Below are 13,359 nucleotides of genomic sequence, written 5' to 3' on the forward strand. Positions count from 1 at the left end.
CAAAACGGACCGCACCGCAGACTCGTTGCCGGATGTCACCGTCGACACCGAAGGAGCAGCATGGAATCCCCCGCCACCGCGCAACGCAGCGCCTCCCCCGAAATCTCCACGAGCAAGATCCGCCGCGTCGTCGCCGCCTCGATGGCCGGCACCGTCGTCGAGTGGTACGAGTTCTTCCTCTACGCCACGGCCGCGAGCCTGGTGTTCGGCACGTTCTTCTTCCCGTCGTCGGGTTCCCCCCTCGACGGGATCATCGCCGCGTTCGTCACCTACGCCGTCGGCTTCGTCGCCCGCCCCCTGGGCGGCATCGTCTTCGGCCAGATCGGCGACCGGTTCGGCCGCAAGCCCACCCTGCAGGCGACGATCATCATCGTCGGTGCCGCGACGTTCCTGATGGGATGCCTCCCCGGTTTCGCCTCCGTCGGCTACTGGGCGCCCGCGATGCTCGTGGCCCTCCGCTTCATCCAGGGCTTCGCGGTCGGCGGTGAGTGGGGCGGCGCCGTCCTGCTCGTCGCGGAGCAGAGCCCGAACCGCTCGCGCGCGTTCTGGGCGAGCTGGCCGCAGGCCGCCGTGCCCGTGGGCAACCTGCTGGCCACGACCGTCCTGCTGGTGATGTCGTTCGTCCTGTCCCCCGCCGCGTTCCTCGACTGGGGCTGGCGTGTCGCCTTCTGGCTCTCGGCCGTGATCGTGCTGGTCGGCTTCTACATCCGCACGCACGTCGAGGAGGCGCCGATCTTCCTCGAGGCGAAGAAGCAGGTCGAGCAGGAGAAGGCGACGTCGTTCGGGGTCGTCGAGGTGCTGCGCCGCTACCCGAAGGGCGTCGTCCAGGCGATGGGCGTCCGCTTTGCCGAGAACATCGTCTACTACATCGTCGTCAGCTTCTCGATCGTGTACCTCAAGGTGGTGCACTCGTACGACACGAGCCAGCTGCTCCTCGCGCTGCTGATCGCGCACATCATCCATTTCGCCGTGATCCCCCCGATCGGGCGCCTCGCCGACCGCATCGGCCGGAAGCCCGTCTACCTCACCGGCGCGATCCTCAGCGCGACCTGGGCGTTCTTCGCCTTCCCGATGTTCGACACGCTGAACCCCGTCGTCATCGTCGCCGCCGTGGCGCTGGGCCTCGTGTTCCACGCCGGCATGTACGCGCCGCAGCCGGCGGTCATGGCCGAGTTGTTCCCGACGCGCATGCGCTACTCGGGCGTCTCGCTCGGAGCCCAGGTCACCGCGATCCTCGCGGGTTCGCTCGCACCCATCCTGGCGACGCAGTGGCTGAAGGACTTCGGGTCGTGGCTGCCGATCGCGCTGTACATCGTCGCGGCCTGCGTGCTGACCTCGATCGCCGTACTGTCGCTCAAAGAGACGCGGGGCATCTCGCTCCGCGACATCGACGCCGCAGACGCAGAGCGCGCCGCGCGGGGGAAGTAGGAACCATGAGTATCGACCTCAGCGGGCGCCGCGCCCTCGTCACCGGCGGTGCCAGCGGCATCGGTGCGGCGATCGCGCGGGCGTTCGCCGAGGCCGGGGCCACGGTGACGGTCGCCGATCTCAACGCCGAGGGCGCGGACGCCCTCGCCGCCGAGATCGGCGGCCGCGCGTGGGCGGTCGATCTGTCCGACACCGCGGAACTGGCCGACCTGAGCCTCGACGTCGACATCCTCGTCAACAACGCCGGCATCCAGCACGTGAGCCCGATCGAGGAATTCGCTCCCGAGCGGTTCTCGTTCATGCTGCGGCTGATGCTCGAGGCCCCTTTCCTGCTCATCCGCGCGGCGCTGCCGGGGATGTACGAGCGTGGATTCGGCCGCGTGCTCAACGTGTCCAGCGTGCATGGTATACGCGCATCGGCATATAAGTCGGCGTATGTCACCGCGAAGCATGGACTCGAGGGTCTGTCGAAGACCACGGCGCTCGAGGGCGGCCCGCGTGGGGTGACGAGCGTGTGCATCGACCCCGGGTACGTGCGGTCGCCGCTCGTCGAGAAGCAGCTTGCGGACCAGGCGCGGGCGCATGGCATCCCGGAGTCCGAGGTGCTCGAGACGGTCCTGCTGAAGGATGCCGCGATCAAGCGGCTCGTCGAGCCGTCCGAGGTCGCGTCGCTCGCGCTGTGGCTCGCGGGTCCGGATGCCGCGATGGTCACCGGCACGAGCTACGTCATGGACGGCGGCTGGTCGGCGCACTGACCGAATCGGCCGGGGGCGTGTGCCGGGCTCCGGATGAACCACGCGGTCCGCGGCCAGCCGGTTCGTGCTTCTCGCGCGATCAGGTGGGGGCTCCGGAGCCCGGCACGACCCCGCCGCACACCCGGCCGCAACCCCCACCCGGCACCACCCCCGGACAACCCCGCCGGGAGCGCTCTCGCCCGGAACATATCCGACGTCGAATCACGCGGACCGGAGAATCTTCGAAGTTTCGTTATCGTAAAAAGACAGGCCAATAGTTGGCGACTGGCCTGCCGACGACAAAGATGTCCGAAGGACTGCGGCATCTGTCGCGATCGACACTTCACAGCAGAGGTAACTCAATGACACTGCACAACAGTGGTCGGGGCCGTCTGGGCCTCGCTCTCGGCGCCTTCGGCGTCTCGGCACTCGTCCTCACAGGCTGCTCGGCCGGCGGGGGAGACACCGGCTCGGACAGCGGCTCCGGCGACCCGCTGGTCGTCGGCACGACCGACAAGATCAGCTCCATCGACCCGGCCGGCTCGTACGACAACGGCTCGTTCGCCGTGATGAACCAGGTCTACCCGTTCCTCCTCAACAGCCAGTACGGCACGTCGGACGTCACGCCCGACATCGCCGAGTCGGCCGAGTTCACCTCGCCGACCGAGTACACGGTCAAGCTGAAGTCGGGCCTGAAGTTCGCCAACGGTCACGACCTCACCTCCTCGGACGTGAAGTTCTCGTTCGACCGCCAGGTGAAGATCGCCGACCCCAACGGCCCCTCGTCGCTGCTCGGCAACCTCGACAGCGTCGCGACGCCCGACGACACCACTGTCGTCTTCACGCTGAAGAACGGCAACGACCAGATCTGGCCGCAGATCCTGTCGAGCCCCGCAGCTCCCATCGTCGATGAAGAGGTCTTCTCGGCCGACGCCGTGACGCCCGACGACACGATCGTCGAGGGCAAGGCCTTCGCCGGTCAGTACACGATCGAGTCGTACAAGCTGAACGAGCTCATCTCGTACGCGCCCTACGCCGACTACCAGGGCTCGCTGCCCAAGCCCGAGAACAGCGGCATCTCGGCGAAGTACTACGCCGACGCCTCGAACCTCAAGCTCGACGTGCAGTCGGGTGCGATCGACGTCGCGTTCCGCAGCCTGAGCGCCACCGACATCGCCGACCTGTCGTCGAACGACGCGGTGAAGGTCGTCGACGGCCCCGGCGGCGAGATCCGCTACATCGTCTTCAACTTCGACACCATGCCCTTCGGCGCGAAGACCCCCGAGGCCGACGCCGCCAAGTCGCTCGCCGTGCGTCAGGCCGCGGCCGACCTCGTCGACCGCCAGGCGATCGCGACCGACGTGTACAAGGACACCTACTCGCCGCTGTACTCCTACGTTCCGCAGGGTCTCGCCGGCGCCAACGAGGCGCTGAAGGGTCTCTACGGCGACGGCAGCGGCAAGCCCGACGCGGCGAAGGCCAAGGCGACCCTCGAGGCCGCGGGCGTCCAGACGCCGGTCACGCTGAACCTGCAGTACAACGGCGACCACTACGGCCCCTCATCGGGTGACGAGTACGCCGCGGTGAAGGCGCAGCTCGAGAAGGACGGCCTGTTCACCGTCAACCTCGCGCAGACCGAGTGGGTGCAGTACACCAAGGACCGCGTCGCCGACGTGTACCCCGCCTACCAGCTCGGCTGGTTCCCGGACTACTCGGATGCCGACAACTACCTGACCCCGTTCTTCACGGCGGACAACTTCCTCGGCAACCACTACGACAACGCCGACGTCCAGAAGATGCTCGCCGACCAGGCCACGCAGACCGACAAGGCCACGCGTGAGCAGGAGATCGGCGACATCCAGGACGCGGTGGCGGCCGACCTGTCCACGCTGCCGCTGCTCCAGGGCAAGCAGGTCGCGGTCGTCGGCTCGAGCGTGGAGGGCGCCGTCCTCGACGGATCCTTCAAGTTCCGCTACGCCCCGCTGCACAAGTAATCGACGGGCGGGTGCCCGGTCCCTCGCGGGGCCGGGCACCCGCCGCGTTCCTCCTCGTTAGGTACCCATGGCCACCGCCGTCGACGCCCCCGTCATCGCCGCGCCCGTCGCCCCGAGGGGCGGCGGCCTCTGGCGCTACATCCTCATCCGACTCCTGCTGATCATCCCGACGGTCTTCATCCTCGTGACCGTCGTGTTCCTGCTCATGCGGGTCACGGGCGACCCGATCACCGCCGCCCTCGGCGGACGCCTCCCGCCCGAGCAGCTGGCGCAGCGCATCGCCGAGGCCGGTTACGACCGTCCGCTGTACATCCAGTACTTCGAGTACATCGGCGGCATCCTGCGCGGGGACTTCGGCACGACGATCACCGACAACCGTCCGGTTCTCGGCATCCTGCTGCAGTACGGCTCGGCCACCCTCGAGCTGGCGATCTACGCGCTGATCGTGGCCCTGCTGATCGGCATCCCGTTCGGTCTGCTCGCCGCCTACCGCCGCGACCGCTGGCCCGACGCGGTGCTGCGCATCGGCGCGATCCTCGGCTATGCCACCCCGATCTTCTTCGTCGGCCTCCTGCTCAAGCTCGTTTTCTCGGTGTGGCTGAGCGTGCTGCCCGTCGCCGGTCGCGCGAGCACGCGCACCGAGCTGAAGCTCCAGGCTCTCGACAACCCCAGCGGCATCTATCTCATGGATGCCATCCGCCTCGGCGACGGCGCCGCGGTGGGGGATGTGCTGACCCACGCGATCCTGCCGGGCCTGGCGCTCGGCATCCTGACCGCGGGGATCTTCCTGCGGCTCGTCCGCACCAACGTCATCGGCACGCTCGGCGCGCAGTACGTCACGTCGGCGCGGTCGCGCGGCGTGGGGGAGTACCGCCTGGTCACCAAGCACGCCTATCGCCCGGCGCTCATCCCGATCATCACGGTCATCGGTCTGCAGATCGCCCTGCTGCTCTCGGGCGCGGTGCTGACCGAGACCACGTTCGAGTGGAAGGGTCTCGGCTTCATGCTCAGCGAGTACCTGAAGGCGCGCGATTTCGTCGCCGTGCAGGGCATCGTCGTCATGATCGCCGTGCTGGTGGCCTTCACGAACTTCCTGGTCGACGTCATCGCGGCGATCATCGACCCGCGAGTGAGGTACTGACATGACGGATGCCACGGCCCCCGCGGCCCTGACCGCGCGCAAGGTTCCGCTGCGCGACCGCCTGCCGGTCATCTCGCACCTGCGCCGCAGCGTCGGCCTCCAGCGCACCATGCTCGTGATCGGTCTCGTGATCACCTCCGTGTTCGTGCTGACGGCCGTGCTCGCGCCGGTCCTCGCGCCCTACGGCTTCTCGCAGCAGGAGGCGGGCGGCACGAAGTTCGGCACGCAGCACGCTCCGAACGCCATGAACATCCTCGGCACGACGGTCGGCGGGTACGACGTGCTCTCCCGCGTGATCTGGGGTGCGCAGACGGCGCTGCTGGTGATCCTGTGCGCGATCGCGTTCTCGATCTTCCTCGGCATCTTCTTGGGGCTGGTCAGCGGCTACTTCGGCGGCTGGATCGACCGCGTCTTGGTGGTCCTCTGCGACGCGATCTACGCGTTCCCGTCGCTGCTGCTCGCCATCGTCATGTCGATCGCGATCACGAAGGGACAGTCGACGCTGTGGGGCGGCATCCTCGCCACCGCCATCTCGATCACGGTGGTGTTCGTGCCGCAGTACTTCCGCGTGATCCGCGCCGAGGTGGTGCGCGTGAAGGCCGAACCGTTCGTCGAGTCGGCCCGCGTGATCGGTGTGCCGACCGCGCGCATCCTGCTGCGTCACGTGCTGCGCAACTCCACGCGGTCGCTCCCGGTCGTCGTGACGCTCAACGCCTCGGAGGCGCTGCTGACCCTCGCGGGCCTCGGCTTCCTCGGCTTCGGCATCGAGGCCACCGCGGCGGCCGAGTGGGGCTACGACCTCAACCGCTCGGTCAGCGACGTCACCAGCGGCATCTGGTGGACCGCCATCCCACCGGGCGTCGCGATCGTGCTCGCCGTGCTCGGCATCACGCTGGTCGGCGAGAGCCTCAACGACCTCAGCGACCCGCGGTTGCGCACGCGCCGCCGGGCGCGAAACGCTCCCGCGCCGCTCGCACCCGCGGCCCCGGCGCCCGTCGCCCCCGCCGGGTCCCCGGCATCCACCCCTTCCGACGGGAGTCCCGCATGACCGGCACCGCCGAGTCCGTCGCCCGCATCGACGATCTCCGGGTCGCGTTCGCCACCGACGGCGAGCCCGTCGCCGCCATCAACGGCATCTCGCTCGAAGCCCACGCCGGCGAGGTCCTCGCCATCGTGGGCGAGTCTGGGTCGGGCAAGACCGTGACCGCCAACACGCTGCTGGGCCTGCTGCCCGAGACCGCGACCCTGTCGGGCGCCGTGATCGTCCGCGGCCGCGAGGGTGAGGAGACTGACATCGTGCACGCGACGCACGCGCAGCTGCGGGCGATGCGCGGTCGCGACGCGGCGATGGTGTTCCAGGAGCCGTCCACGGCGTTGAACCCCGTCTACACCGTCGGTTGGCAGATCGCCGAGGGCCTCCGCGCGCACGAGAAGCTGTCGAAGTCCGAGGCGAAGGCCAAGGCCGTCGACATCCTGCGTCGGGTCGGCATCCCCGATCCCGAGAGCCGCGTCGACGACTATCCGCACCAGTTCTCGGGCGGACAGAAGCAGCGCGTGGTGATCGCCATGGCGCTGGTGCTCGACGCCGGGCTCATCATCGCCGACGAGCCGACCACGGCGCTCGACGTCACCGTGCAGGCCGAGATCCTCGACCTGCTGCGCACGTGCCGCGACGAGTTCGGCGCGACGATCGTGCTCATCACCCACAACATGGGTGTGGTCGCCGACCTCGCCGACCGCGTCGTGGTGATGTACCGCGGCGACATCGTCGAGCAGGCGCCCGTGCGCGAGCTGTTCGCCGCTCCGCAGCAGCAGTACACGCGCGAGCTGCTCGCCGCCGTACCGCACGTCGGCCGCGGGAAGAGCGCGCAGCAGTCGCTCGACACCCCGGCCCCGACCGCGCCGCCCGAGGGCAGCCTGGTCGTCGCCGAGAAGGTCGAGATCGGATATCCGGGGCGCTTCGGGTCGCCCGGCGTCATCGCCGTGAAGGGCGTCGACTTCTGGATCGGCCCCGGCGAAGTGCTGGGCCTCGTGGGCGAGTCGGGGTCGGGCAAGACGACGATCGGCCGCGCGATGGTCGGTCTCACCTCGGTCGTCGGCGGGTCGCTGAAGGTGCTGGGCACCGAGATGCGCGGTGCGAAGCCCCGCACGCTGGCGAAGACCCGCCCCGACATCGGTTTCGTCTTCCAGGACCCGGCGACCAGCTTCAACCCGCTCCTCACCATCGCCGAGTGCATCGCCGAACCACTCCTCGTGCATCACCGGGCCGCCGGCGCGCGCGCCGCGCGGGCACGCGTGGACGAGCTCCTGGATGCCGTGCAGCTGCCGACCGCGTTCGGGGATCGCTACCCGCACGAGCTGTCGGGCGGTCAGCGCCAGCGTGCCTCGCTGGCCCGCGCGCTCGCGCTCGACCCGAAGCTGCTGATCGCGGACGAGCCGACCTCGGCGCTGGACGTGTCGGTGCAGGCGCGCGTGCTGCAGCTCTTCGCCGAGCTGCAGCGCGAGTTCGGCTTCGCGTGCCTCTTCATCAGCCACGACCTCGCGGTCGTCGACGAGGTGGCCGACCGCATCGTCGTGCTGCGGCAGGGCGTGATCCGCGAGCAGGGCACGACCGTGCAGGTGCTCACGGAGCCCCGCGACGACTACACGAAGCGGCTGCTGGCATCCCTCCCGGTGCCGGACCCGGTCGCGCAGGAGTCCCGCCGCGAGCTGTGGCGGTCGACGCGCGGGGTGTGACGCCTCGGTATTCCGGGCCGAACTCCTGAGTTTCGGCGGGTACGCCCGCGGTTCTGGGCGGTTCGGCGCGGTGCGGTGACGAAAGTCAGGAGTTTCGCGCGTCCCGCGCTCCGGACCGCTGGCCGCTGGGCGCCGCCGACCGGCGGCCACGGCGCCGATCACGGCCCGAAACTCCGGAGCGCGGAACCGCCGCTCAGCGCAGGAAGATGTCCGACACCACGGAGAACAGCCACCATCCGATCGCCAGCACGGCGATCACGCCGCCGATCCACGAGAAGCCACGGCGCAGCCGGCGGCCCTCGGGCGCGACGCCGGCGGGCGGGGGAGTGAGCAGCGGAACCCCGGATGCCACGGGGGCGGCGGCCGCGGGCAACCGTTCGTCGCGCCACCGCGCCCACTGGCCGAGCTTCTCGTCGATGGCATCCACCGTTCCGAAGATCCACTCCCACGTCGCCGGGTCGGTGGTCGACAGCTCGCGCCGCGCGTAGAGGAAGAGGCGGTCGTCGACGATCTCGACGTCGAGGGCCGCGGCGTTGTCGATGAACCGCGCCATCACGTCGGGCGTGAAGAGGTACAGGGCGTCGCGCTCGTAGCCCTTCGGGCAGTACAGCGCGAAGTGCTGGTCGAAGTCGCCCTCGAGGCTCAGGCGCTGGTCGCGGGAGAACACCGCCGGGAGGTTCGACACCCCGAACAGTCCGTTGTTGCCCACGGCATCCAGGACGATGTGGGGGAGCGGGGTGTCGAGCCGCAGCTCGACGTACGCCCACTTGTGCGTCTGCTCGTTCTTCCCCGACCCGGTCTTGTACGTGTAGTTGCCGACCTCGACCCAGCGAGGACGCGGGCCGTGGACCACGTCGGTGGCCTCGCGGGAGTGGCCCTCGCTGAAGATCATGCCGGGCAGGGCGGGGTTCGGGACGGTGGGGAACCACGTCATCCCGTTCGCCTGGGCGAAGTGCGCGATTCGGTAGCGGCGCGTCGCCCGCCCGCGGAACATCACGATCAGCGTGTACGCGATCAGCGCGATCACGGCGACGAAGAAGAGGAGGAAGCCGATGCCGATCGGGCTCGGACGCCCGTCGTCGGCGAACAGCCCGAAGCTCACGACGGCCGCCATGAGCGAGGCGGAGACGAGCAGGATGCCACCGACGACGACGAATCCGATGGTGGTGACGACCACGCTGGTGAGCTTCCCCTCGCGGCGCAGCTGCGCGGTGAACTGCCGCACCTCCGCGCGCGAGACCGGTTGCGTCAGGGCGGAGGTGTCCAGCGTCGTGCCGCTCATGGCCCCACGCTACCGAGCGCGGCGCCGAACCTCGATTCCCGCTGCGGGGTGGCATCCGTTAGACTACGAAGGTTGTCTGGCGACGCCCATGCGCGTGTAAGCCCGAGACGACGTGCACCACACCCTCCTGCTGCCGGGAAATGCCCGTCAGCCGTTCTAGTCCGAAGGAGGTGGGTTAGTGACGCACCAGTACGAACTCATGGTCATCTTCGACCCCGAGATCGACGAGCGCCAGGTCGCTCCGAAGCTCGACGGGTTCCTCAAGGTCATCACCAACGATGGGGGAACCATCGAGAAGGTGGATGTCTGGGGACGCCGCCGTCTGGCCTACGAGATCAAGAAGAAGAACGAGGGCATCTACGCCGTCGTCGACTTCACCGCCACGAGCGAGGCCACGCAGGAGCTCGACCGCCAGCTGAAGCTGAGCGAGCAGATCATGCGCACCAAGGTCCTCCGTGCGGAAGAGGCCATCGCGCAGGTCGCCGCCGAGGCGAAGCGCTCCGAGGAGAAGGCCGCTCGCAAGGCTGCCGCTCCCCGCAAGGTCGAGTCCGCCGAGAAGGCAGCGAAGTAACGACGATGGCCGGCGAAACCGTCATCACCGTCGTGGGGAACCTCACGGCCGACCCGGAGCTGCGGTACACGCAGAACGGTCTGCCCGTGGCGAACTTCACCATCGCGTCGACCCCCCGCACGTTCGACCGTCAGGCGAACGAGTGGAAGGACGGCGAGGCGCTCTTCCTGCGCGCCTCGGTGTGGCGCGAATTCGCCGAGCACGTCGCCGGATCGCTGACGAAGGGGTCCCGCGTCATCGCGACCGGTCGCCTGAAGCAGCGCTCGTACCAGGACCGCGAGGGCAACAACCGCACCTCGATCGAGCTGGAGGTCGACGAGATCGGCCCCTCGCTCCGCTACGCGACCGCTCAGGTCACCCGTGCTGCCTCTTCGGGCGGCGGCGGTGGCGGCGGCGGACGCCCGCAGGTGCAGCAGTCGAACGACGAGCCGTGGTCGACCCCCGGGTCGAACCAGGGCGGCGGCGCCGACGCGTGGAGCACTCCCGGTTCCTACGGAGACGACACCCCGTTCTGATCTCGCTACGCCTCACGGCGTGACGAACCCCAACATTCCGGATGCCGAGCCCGGGCGACGCGAAAGCCCCCGGCATCCGAATCCACACGAAAGAAGGAAGCATGGCTGGAAAGGCCACTGGCGACCGCCGCAAGCCGCGGAAGGGCGCGAAGAACGCCGCCCCCGCGAAGGCGATCCGCGTCGGCGTCATCGACTACAAGGACGTCGCAACCCTCCGCAAGTTCATCTCGGAGCGCGGGAAGATCCGCGCCCGTCGTATCACCGGTGTCTCCGTGCAGGAGCAGCGCCTGATCGCCCGCGCCATCAAGAACGCGCGCGAGATGGCTCTCCTGCCCTACGCCGGCGCCGGCCGCTAAGGAGCACCCGATGGCAAAGCTGATTCTCACGAATGAGGTCACCGGGCTCGGTAGCGCCGGTGACGTTGTCGAGGTCAAGAACGGGTACGCCCGCAACTACCTCATCCCGCAGGGCTTCGCCGTGGCTTGGAGCCGCGGTGGCGAGAAGCAGGTCGCGTCGATTCGCGCCGCTCGCGAGTCCCGCGCGATCCACGACCACGAAGAGGCCGTGGCCCTGAAGAACACGCTCGAGTCGAACACCGTCAAGCTGGCCGTCAAGGCCGGTGCCGAGGGTCGTCTCTTCGGTTCCGTCAAGACGGGCGACGTCGCCGACGCGGTCAAGGCCGCCGGTCTCGGTGAGCTCGACAAGCGCAAGATCCAGATCACCTCGGCGATCAAGTCGGTGGGCGAGCACGAGGCGACCGTTCGTCTCCGCGACGACCTCACCGCCGTGATCACCCTCCAGGTGGTCGCCGCGAAGTAATCCGCGTCTGAGAACGGCCCCGGTCCCGCTTCGGCGGACCGGGGCCGTTCTGCGTGCGCGGGCGGGGGCTGCGGTTCCGGTTCGGGGCGCGTTCTGTGCTGTGGGGCCTGAAGCTCGCGCCCCAGAGCACGGAATCCGCCTCAAACCGTCAGAGACCGGGGCATCGCCCGGGTCCTCACGACACGCGGCCGTCACACCGCGTCCCTAGGCTGAACGGTATGACCGTCGATCGCGCACCCGAGCGCCCGCGGGTCGTGCTGTATTCGGCATCCCTCGTCGTCCCGATCACCGCTCCGCCCATCGTCGACGGGGCGATCGCCGTCGCGGGCGGCCGCATCCGCCACGTCGGCGACCGCGAGTGGGTGCGGCACGAGCTGCGCCAGCGCGGCGTCGAGTTCGACGAGGTGCACTGGCCCGGCATCCTGACCCCGGGCCTCGTGAACGCGCACTCGCATCTCCAGTACACGGGCATGGCCGAGGTCGGGCGCGGGTCGTACGCCGGGTTCGAGGAGTGGGCCGCGGCGTTCGAGCCGGTCTACGAGTCGGGGTTGGATTGGGCCGCGGATGCCAGGGCGGGCGCGGCGCAGATGATCGCCGCCGGCACGACCGCGGTGGCCGACATCGTCACCGACGTCGAGGCCGCCTCGGCGCTGCACGACGCGCGGCTGCACGGCATCACCTATTGGGAGGTGATGAGCTGGACCAACGCCGCGTGGGCCGAGCGGGGGAGGGCCGAGGTCGAGGCGCGGCTGGATGCGCTGCCGTCGCCGCCGGGCACCGGCCTCTCGCCGCACGCCCCGTATTCGCTCGACGTCGAGCCGCTGCTGGAGATCCCCGACATCGTGCGGGAGCGGGGGAGTCGGCTGCACATCCACCTCGGCGAGGCGGCGTTCGAGCGCGAGCACGGCGAGGCGTTGCCGTGGCGGGAGCGGCGGCCCGCGAGCTTCCAGGCGCTGCGCGACGAGGGCTTCGGCACGGGGGCGACGGAGTTCGTCGACGAGCTCGGCGTGCTCGGACCCGACTGCCACATCGCCCACGGCGTGTACATGACGGCCCGCGACCGGTCGATCCTGCGGCAGCGGGGGACCACCGTGGCTCTGTGCCCGCGGTCGAACGCCGTGATCGGTCTCGACGAACCGCCCGTGGCCGCGTACCTCGTCGAGGGCAATGCGCTCGCCGTCGGCACCGACTCGCTGTCGTCGTCACCGTCGCTGGATCTGCTGTCCGATGTGGCGGCGCTGCACCGCCTCGCGCGGGCGCAGGGCTACGCCCACCGCGACCTGTCGGCGCTGCTGCTGCGCGCGGCGACGCTCGGGGGCGCCCACGCGATGGGGCTCGACACCGGGCCACAGCGCACGGGATACCTCGCCGTCGGCGCCGTGGCCGACCTCGCGTTCTTCGACATCGACGTGGCCGCGGCCGATGACATGATCGAGCACCTCGTGGTCGACGGCGCCGGGCGCGCGGCAGCGACCCTCATCGACGGCGAGGTGCGCTTCGCATCCGCCGTCTTCGCCCGAGAGACCGGAGTGTCCCGTGACTGACGACCGTCCCACCACCGCCCGACTGCTCGACCTCGAGCAGCACCCCGAGGGCGGCTGGTTCCGGCGCATGTGGACGGGGACGTACGCGGTCGACACCCCCGCGGGCGCGCGTCCCGCGGCGACGCTGATCCACTACCTGCTGACCCCCGGCGAGCACAGCGCGTGGCACGTCGTGACGAGCGACGAGGTGTGGCTGTGGCACGGTCCGGGCCGCCTCGCTCTGTCGTTCGGCGGCGACGGGCCTTCCCCCGAGCTGACGGAGACGGTGGTGCTCGGCACCGACCTGGCCGCGGGGGAGCGGCTGCAGGCCACCGTCCCCGCCGGCGTCTGGCAGTCGGCGCGTCTCGTCGACGGTGCCGAAGCGGTGGTGAGCTGCCTCGTGTCGCCCGGGTTCAGCTTCGAGGACTGGCGCCTGGCCGACTGAGGTCGACGCGCGGCGCTGCGGTGTCGGTTGCGCGCGGCGAGCGGCGGGCGGGCGGCGGTGGCGCGCGGCGCCCGGCGAGCGGAGGAGATTCGGCGGAGGGAGGACGCCGCGGGCACGTTCGGTCCTCCGCCGGCCGAATCTCCTCCCGCCGTGGTCGCGGCGGGGGGCAGT

At 69.8% G+C, this 13,359-nt stretch carries 13 protein-coding genes; 12 read left to right on the forward strand and 1 reads right to left on the reverse strand.

The features are described from left to right. Positions 1 to 60: 60 nt before the first annotated feature. From BW982_RS09870 to BW982_RS09895, 6 genes are all read left to right on the forward strand, one after another. A complete protein-coding gene (locus BW982_RS09870) occupies positions 61 to 1,428 on the forward strand; it encodes an MFS transporter (RefSeq protein ID WP_076492786.1) in 1,368 nt (455 codons plus the stop codon). Between the two features lie 5 nt (positions 1,429 to 1,433). Then, the gene (locus tag BW982_RS09875; RefSeq protein WP_076492789.1) at positions 1,434 to 2,183 is read left to right on the forward strand and encodes a 3-hydroxybutyrate dehydrogenase; all 750 of its coding nucleotides are present in this window, start codon (positions 1,434 to 1,436) and stop codon (positions 2,181 to 2,183) included. 341 nt (positions 2,184 to 2,524) lie between these two features. Then, on the forward strand, positions 2,525 to 4,156 hold the full coding sequence (locus tag BW982_RS09880) for an ABC transporter substrate-binding protein (protein WP_076492791.1): 1,632 nt from the start codon (positions 2,525 to 2,527) through the stop codon (positions 4,154 to 4,156). Positions 4,157 to 4,223: 67 nt separating this feature from the next. After that, complete coding sequence (locus BW982_RS09885; protein WP_076492793.1) at positions 4,224 to 5,297, forward strand: ABC transporter permease; 1,074 nt, start codon at positions 4,224 to 4,226, stop codon at positions 5,295 to 5,297. Between the two features lies 1 nt (position 5,298). Further along, on the forward strand, positions 5,299 to 6,345 hold the full coding sequence (locus tag BW982_RS09890; protein WP_076492795.1) for an ABC transporter permease: 1,047 nt from the start codon (positions 5,299 to 5,301) through the stop codon (positions 6,343 to 6,345). Next, a complete protein-coding gene (locus tag BW982_RS09895) occupies positions 6,342 to 8,033 on the forward strand; it encodes a dipeptide ABC transporter ATP-binding protein (RefSeq protein WP_076492797.1) in 1,692 nt (563 codons plus the stop codon). The genes BW982_RS09890 and BW982_RS09895 overlap by 4 nt, the downstream gene beginning before the upstream one ends. A gap of 193 nt (positions 8,034 to 8,226) precedes the next feature. On the opposite strand, the gene BW982_RS09900 is transcribed toward BW982_RS09895, so the two are convergent. Then, a complete protein-coding gene (locus BW982_RS09900; protein WP_076492799.1) occupies positions 8,227 to 9,315 on the reverse strand; it encodes a hypothetical protein in 1,089 nt (362 codons plus the stop codon). A gap of 178 nt (positions 9,316 to 9,493) precedes the next feature. Between BW982_RS09900 and rpsF the strand changes: the two genes are divergently transcribed. The 6 genes from rpsF to BW982_RS09930 all read left to right on the forward strand — a co-directional run bounded on the left by rpsF (position 9,494) and on the right by BW982_RS09930 (position 13,188). Beyond that, complete coding sequence (rpsF, locus tag BW982_RS09905) at positions 9,494 to 9,886, forward strand: 30S ribosomal protein S6 (RefSeq protein ID WP_022879872.1); 393 nt, start codon at positions 9,494 to 9,496, stop codon at positions 9,884 to 9,886. Between the two features lie 5 nt (positions 9,887 to 9,891). Beyond that, positions 9,892 to 10,401, forward strand: coding sequence for a single-stranded DNA-binding protein (locus BW982_RS09910; protein WP_076492801.1), 510 nt, complete (start codon positions 9,892 to 9,894; stop codon positions 10,399 to 10,401). Between the two features lie 101 nt (positions 10,402 to 10,502). Next, a complete protein-coding gene (gene rpsR, locus BW982_RS09915; RefSeq protein ID WP_013584646.1) occupies positions 10,503 to 10,757 on the forward strand; it encodes a 30S ribosomal protein S18 in 255 nt (84 codons plus the stop codon). Positions 10,758 to 10,767: 10 nt separating this feature from the next. Further along, entirely contained in the window at positions 10,768 to 11,220 is a 453-nt protein-coding gene (rplI, locus tag BW982_RS09920) for a 50S ribosomal protein L9 (protein WP_022879874.1), read from the forward strand. A 218-nt stretch (positions 11,221 to 11,438) separates the two neighbouring features. After that, a complete protein-coding gene (locus tag BW982_RS09925) occupies positions 11,439 to 12,764 on the forward strand; it encodes an amidohydrolase family protein (protein ID WP_076492803.1) in 1,326 nt (441 codons plus the stop codon). Further along, positions 12,757 to 13,188, forward strand: a complete 432-nt coding sequence (locus BW982_RS09930; protein WP_076492805.1) for a cupin domain-containing protein — start codon at positions 12,757 to 12,759, stop codon at positions 13,186 to 13,188. Before BW982_RS09925 ends, BW982_RS09930 begins: the two co-directional genes overlap by 8 nt. Positions 13,189 to 13,359: the final 171 nt, after the last annotated feature.

This window comes from Microbacterium sp. RURRCA19A (assembly GCF_900156455.1).
GTDB lineage: Bacteria > Actinomycetota > Actinomycetes > Actinomycetales > Microbacteriaceae > Microbacterium.

Excerpts from the sequence above, each read along its gene's own strand:
- BW982_RS09875 (WP_076492789.1), top strand. The coding sequence starts at position 1,434 with ATGAGTATCGACCTCAGCGGGCGCCGCGCCCTCGTCACCGGCGGTGCC.
- BW982_RS09890 (WP_076492795.1), top strand. The coding sequence starts at position 5,299 with ATGACGGATGCCACGGCCCCCGCGGCCCTGACCGCGCGCAAGGTTCCG.
- BW982_RS09880 (WP_076492791.1), top strand. The coding sequence starts at position 2,525 with ATGACACTGCACAACAGTGGTCGGGGCCGTCTGGGCCTCGCTCTCGGC.
- BW982_RS09895 (WP_076492797.1), top strand. The coding sequence starts at position 6,342 with ATGACCGGCACCGCCGAGTCCGTCGCCCGCATCGACGATCTCCGGGTC.
- BW982_RS09900 (WP_076492799.1), bottom strand. The coding sequence starts at position 9,315 with ATGAGCGGCACGACGCTGGACACCTCCGCCCTGACGCAACCGGTCTCG.
- rpsR (WP_013584646.1), top strand. The coding sequence starts at position 10,503 with ATGGCTGGAAAGGCCACTGGCGACCGCCGCAAGCCGCGGAAGGGCGCG.
- rplI (WP_022879874.1), top strand. The coding sequence starts at position 10,768 with ATGGCAAAGCTGATTCTCACGAATGAGGTCACCGGGCTCGGTAGCGCC.
- BW982_RS09870 (WP_076492786.1), top strand. The coding sequence starts at position 61 with ATGGAATCCCCCGCCACCGCGCAACGCAGCGCCTCCCCCGAAATCTCC.
- BW982_RS09910 (WP_076492801.1), top strand. The coding sequence starts at position 9,892 with ATGGCCGGCGAAACCGTCATCACCGTCGTGGGGAACCTCACGGCCGAC.
- BW982_RS09885 (WP_076492793.1), top strand. The coding sequence starts at position 4,224 with ATGGCCACCGCCGTCGACGCCCCCGTCATCGCCGCGCCCGTCGCCCCG.
- BW982_RS09925 (WP_076492803.1), top strand. The coding sequence starts at position 11,439 with ATGACCGTCGATCGCGCACCCGAGCGCCCGCGGGTCGTGCTGTATTCG.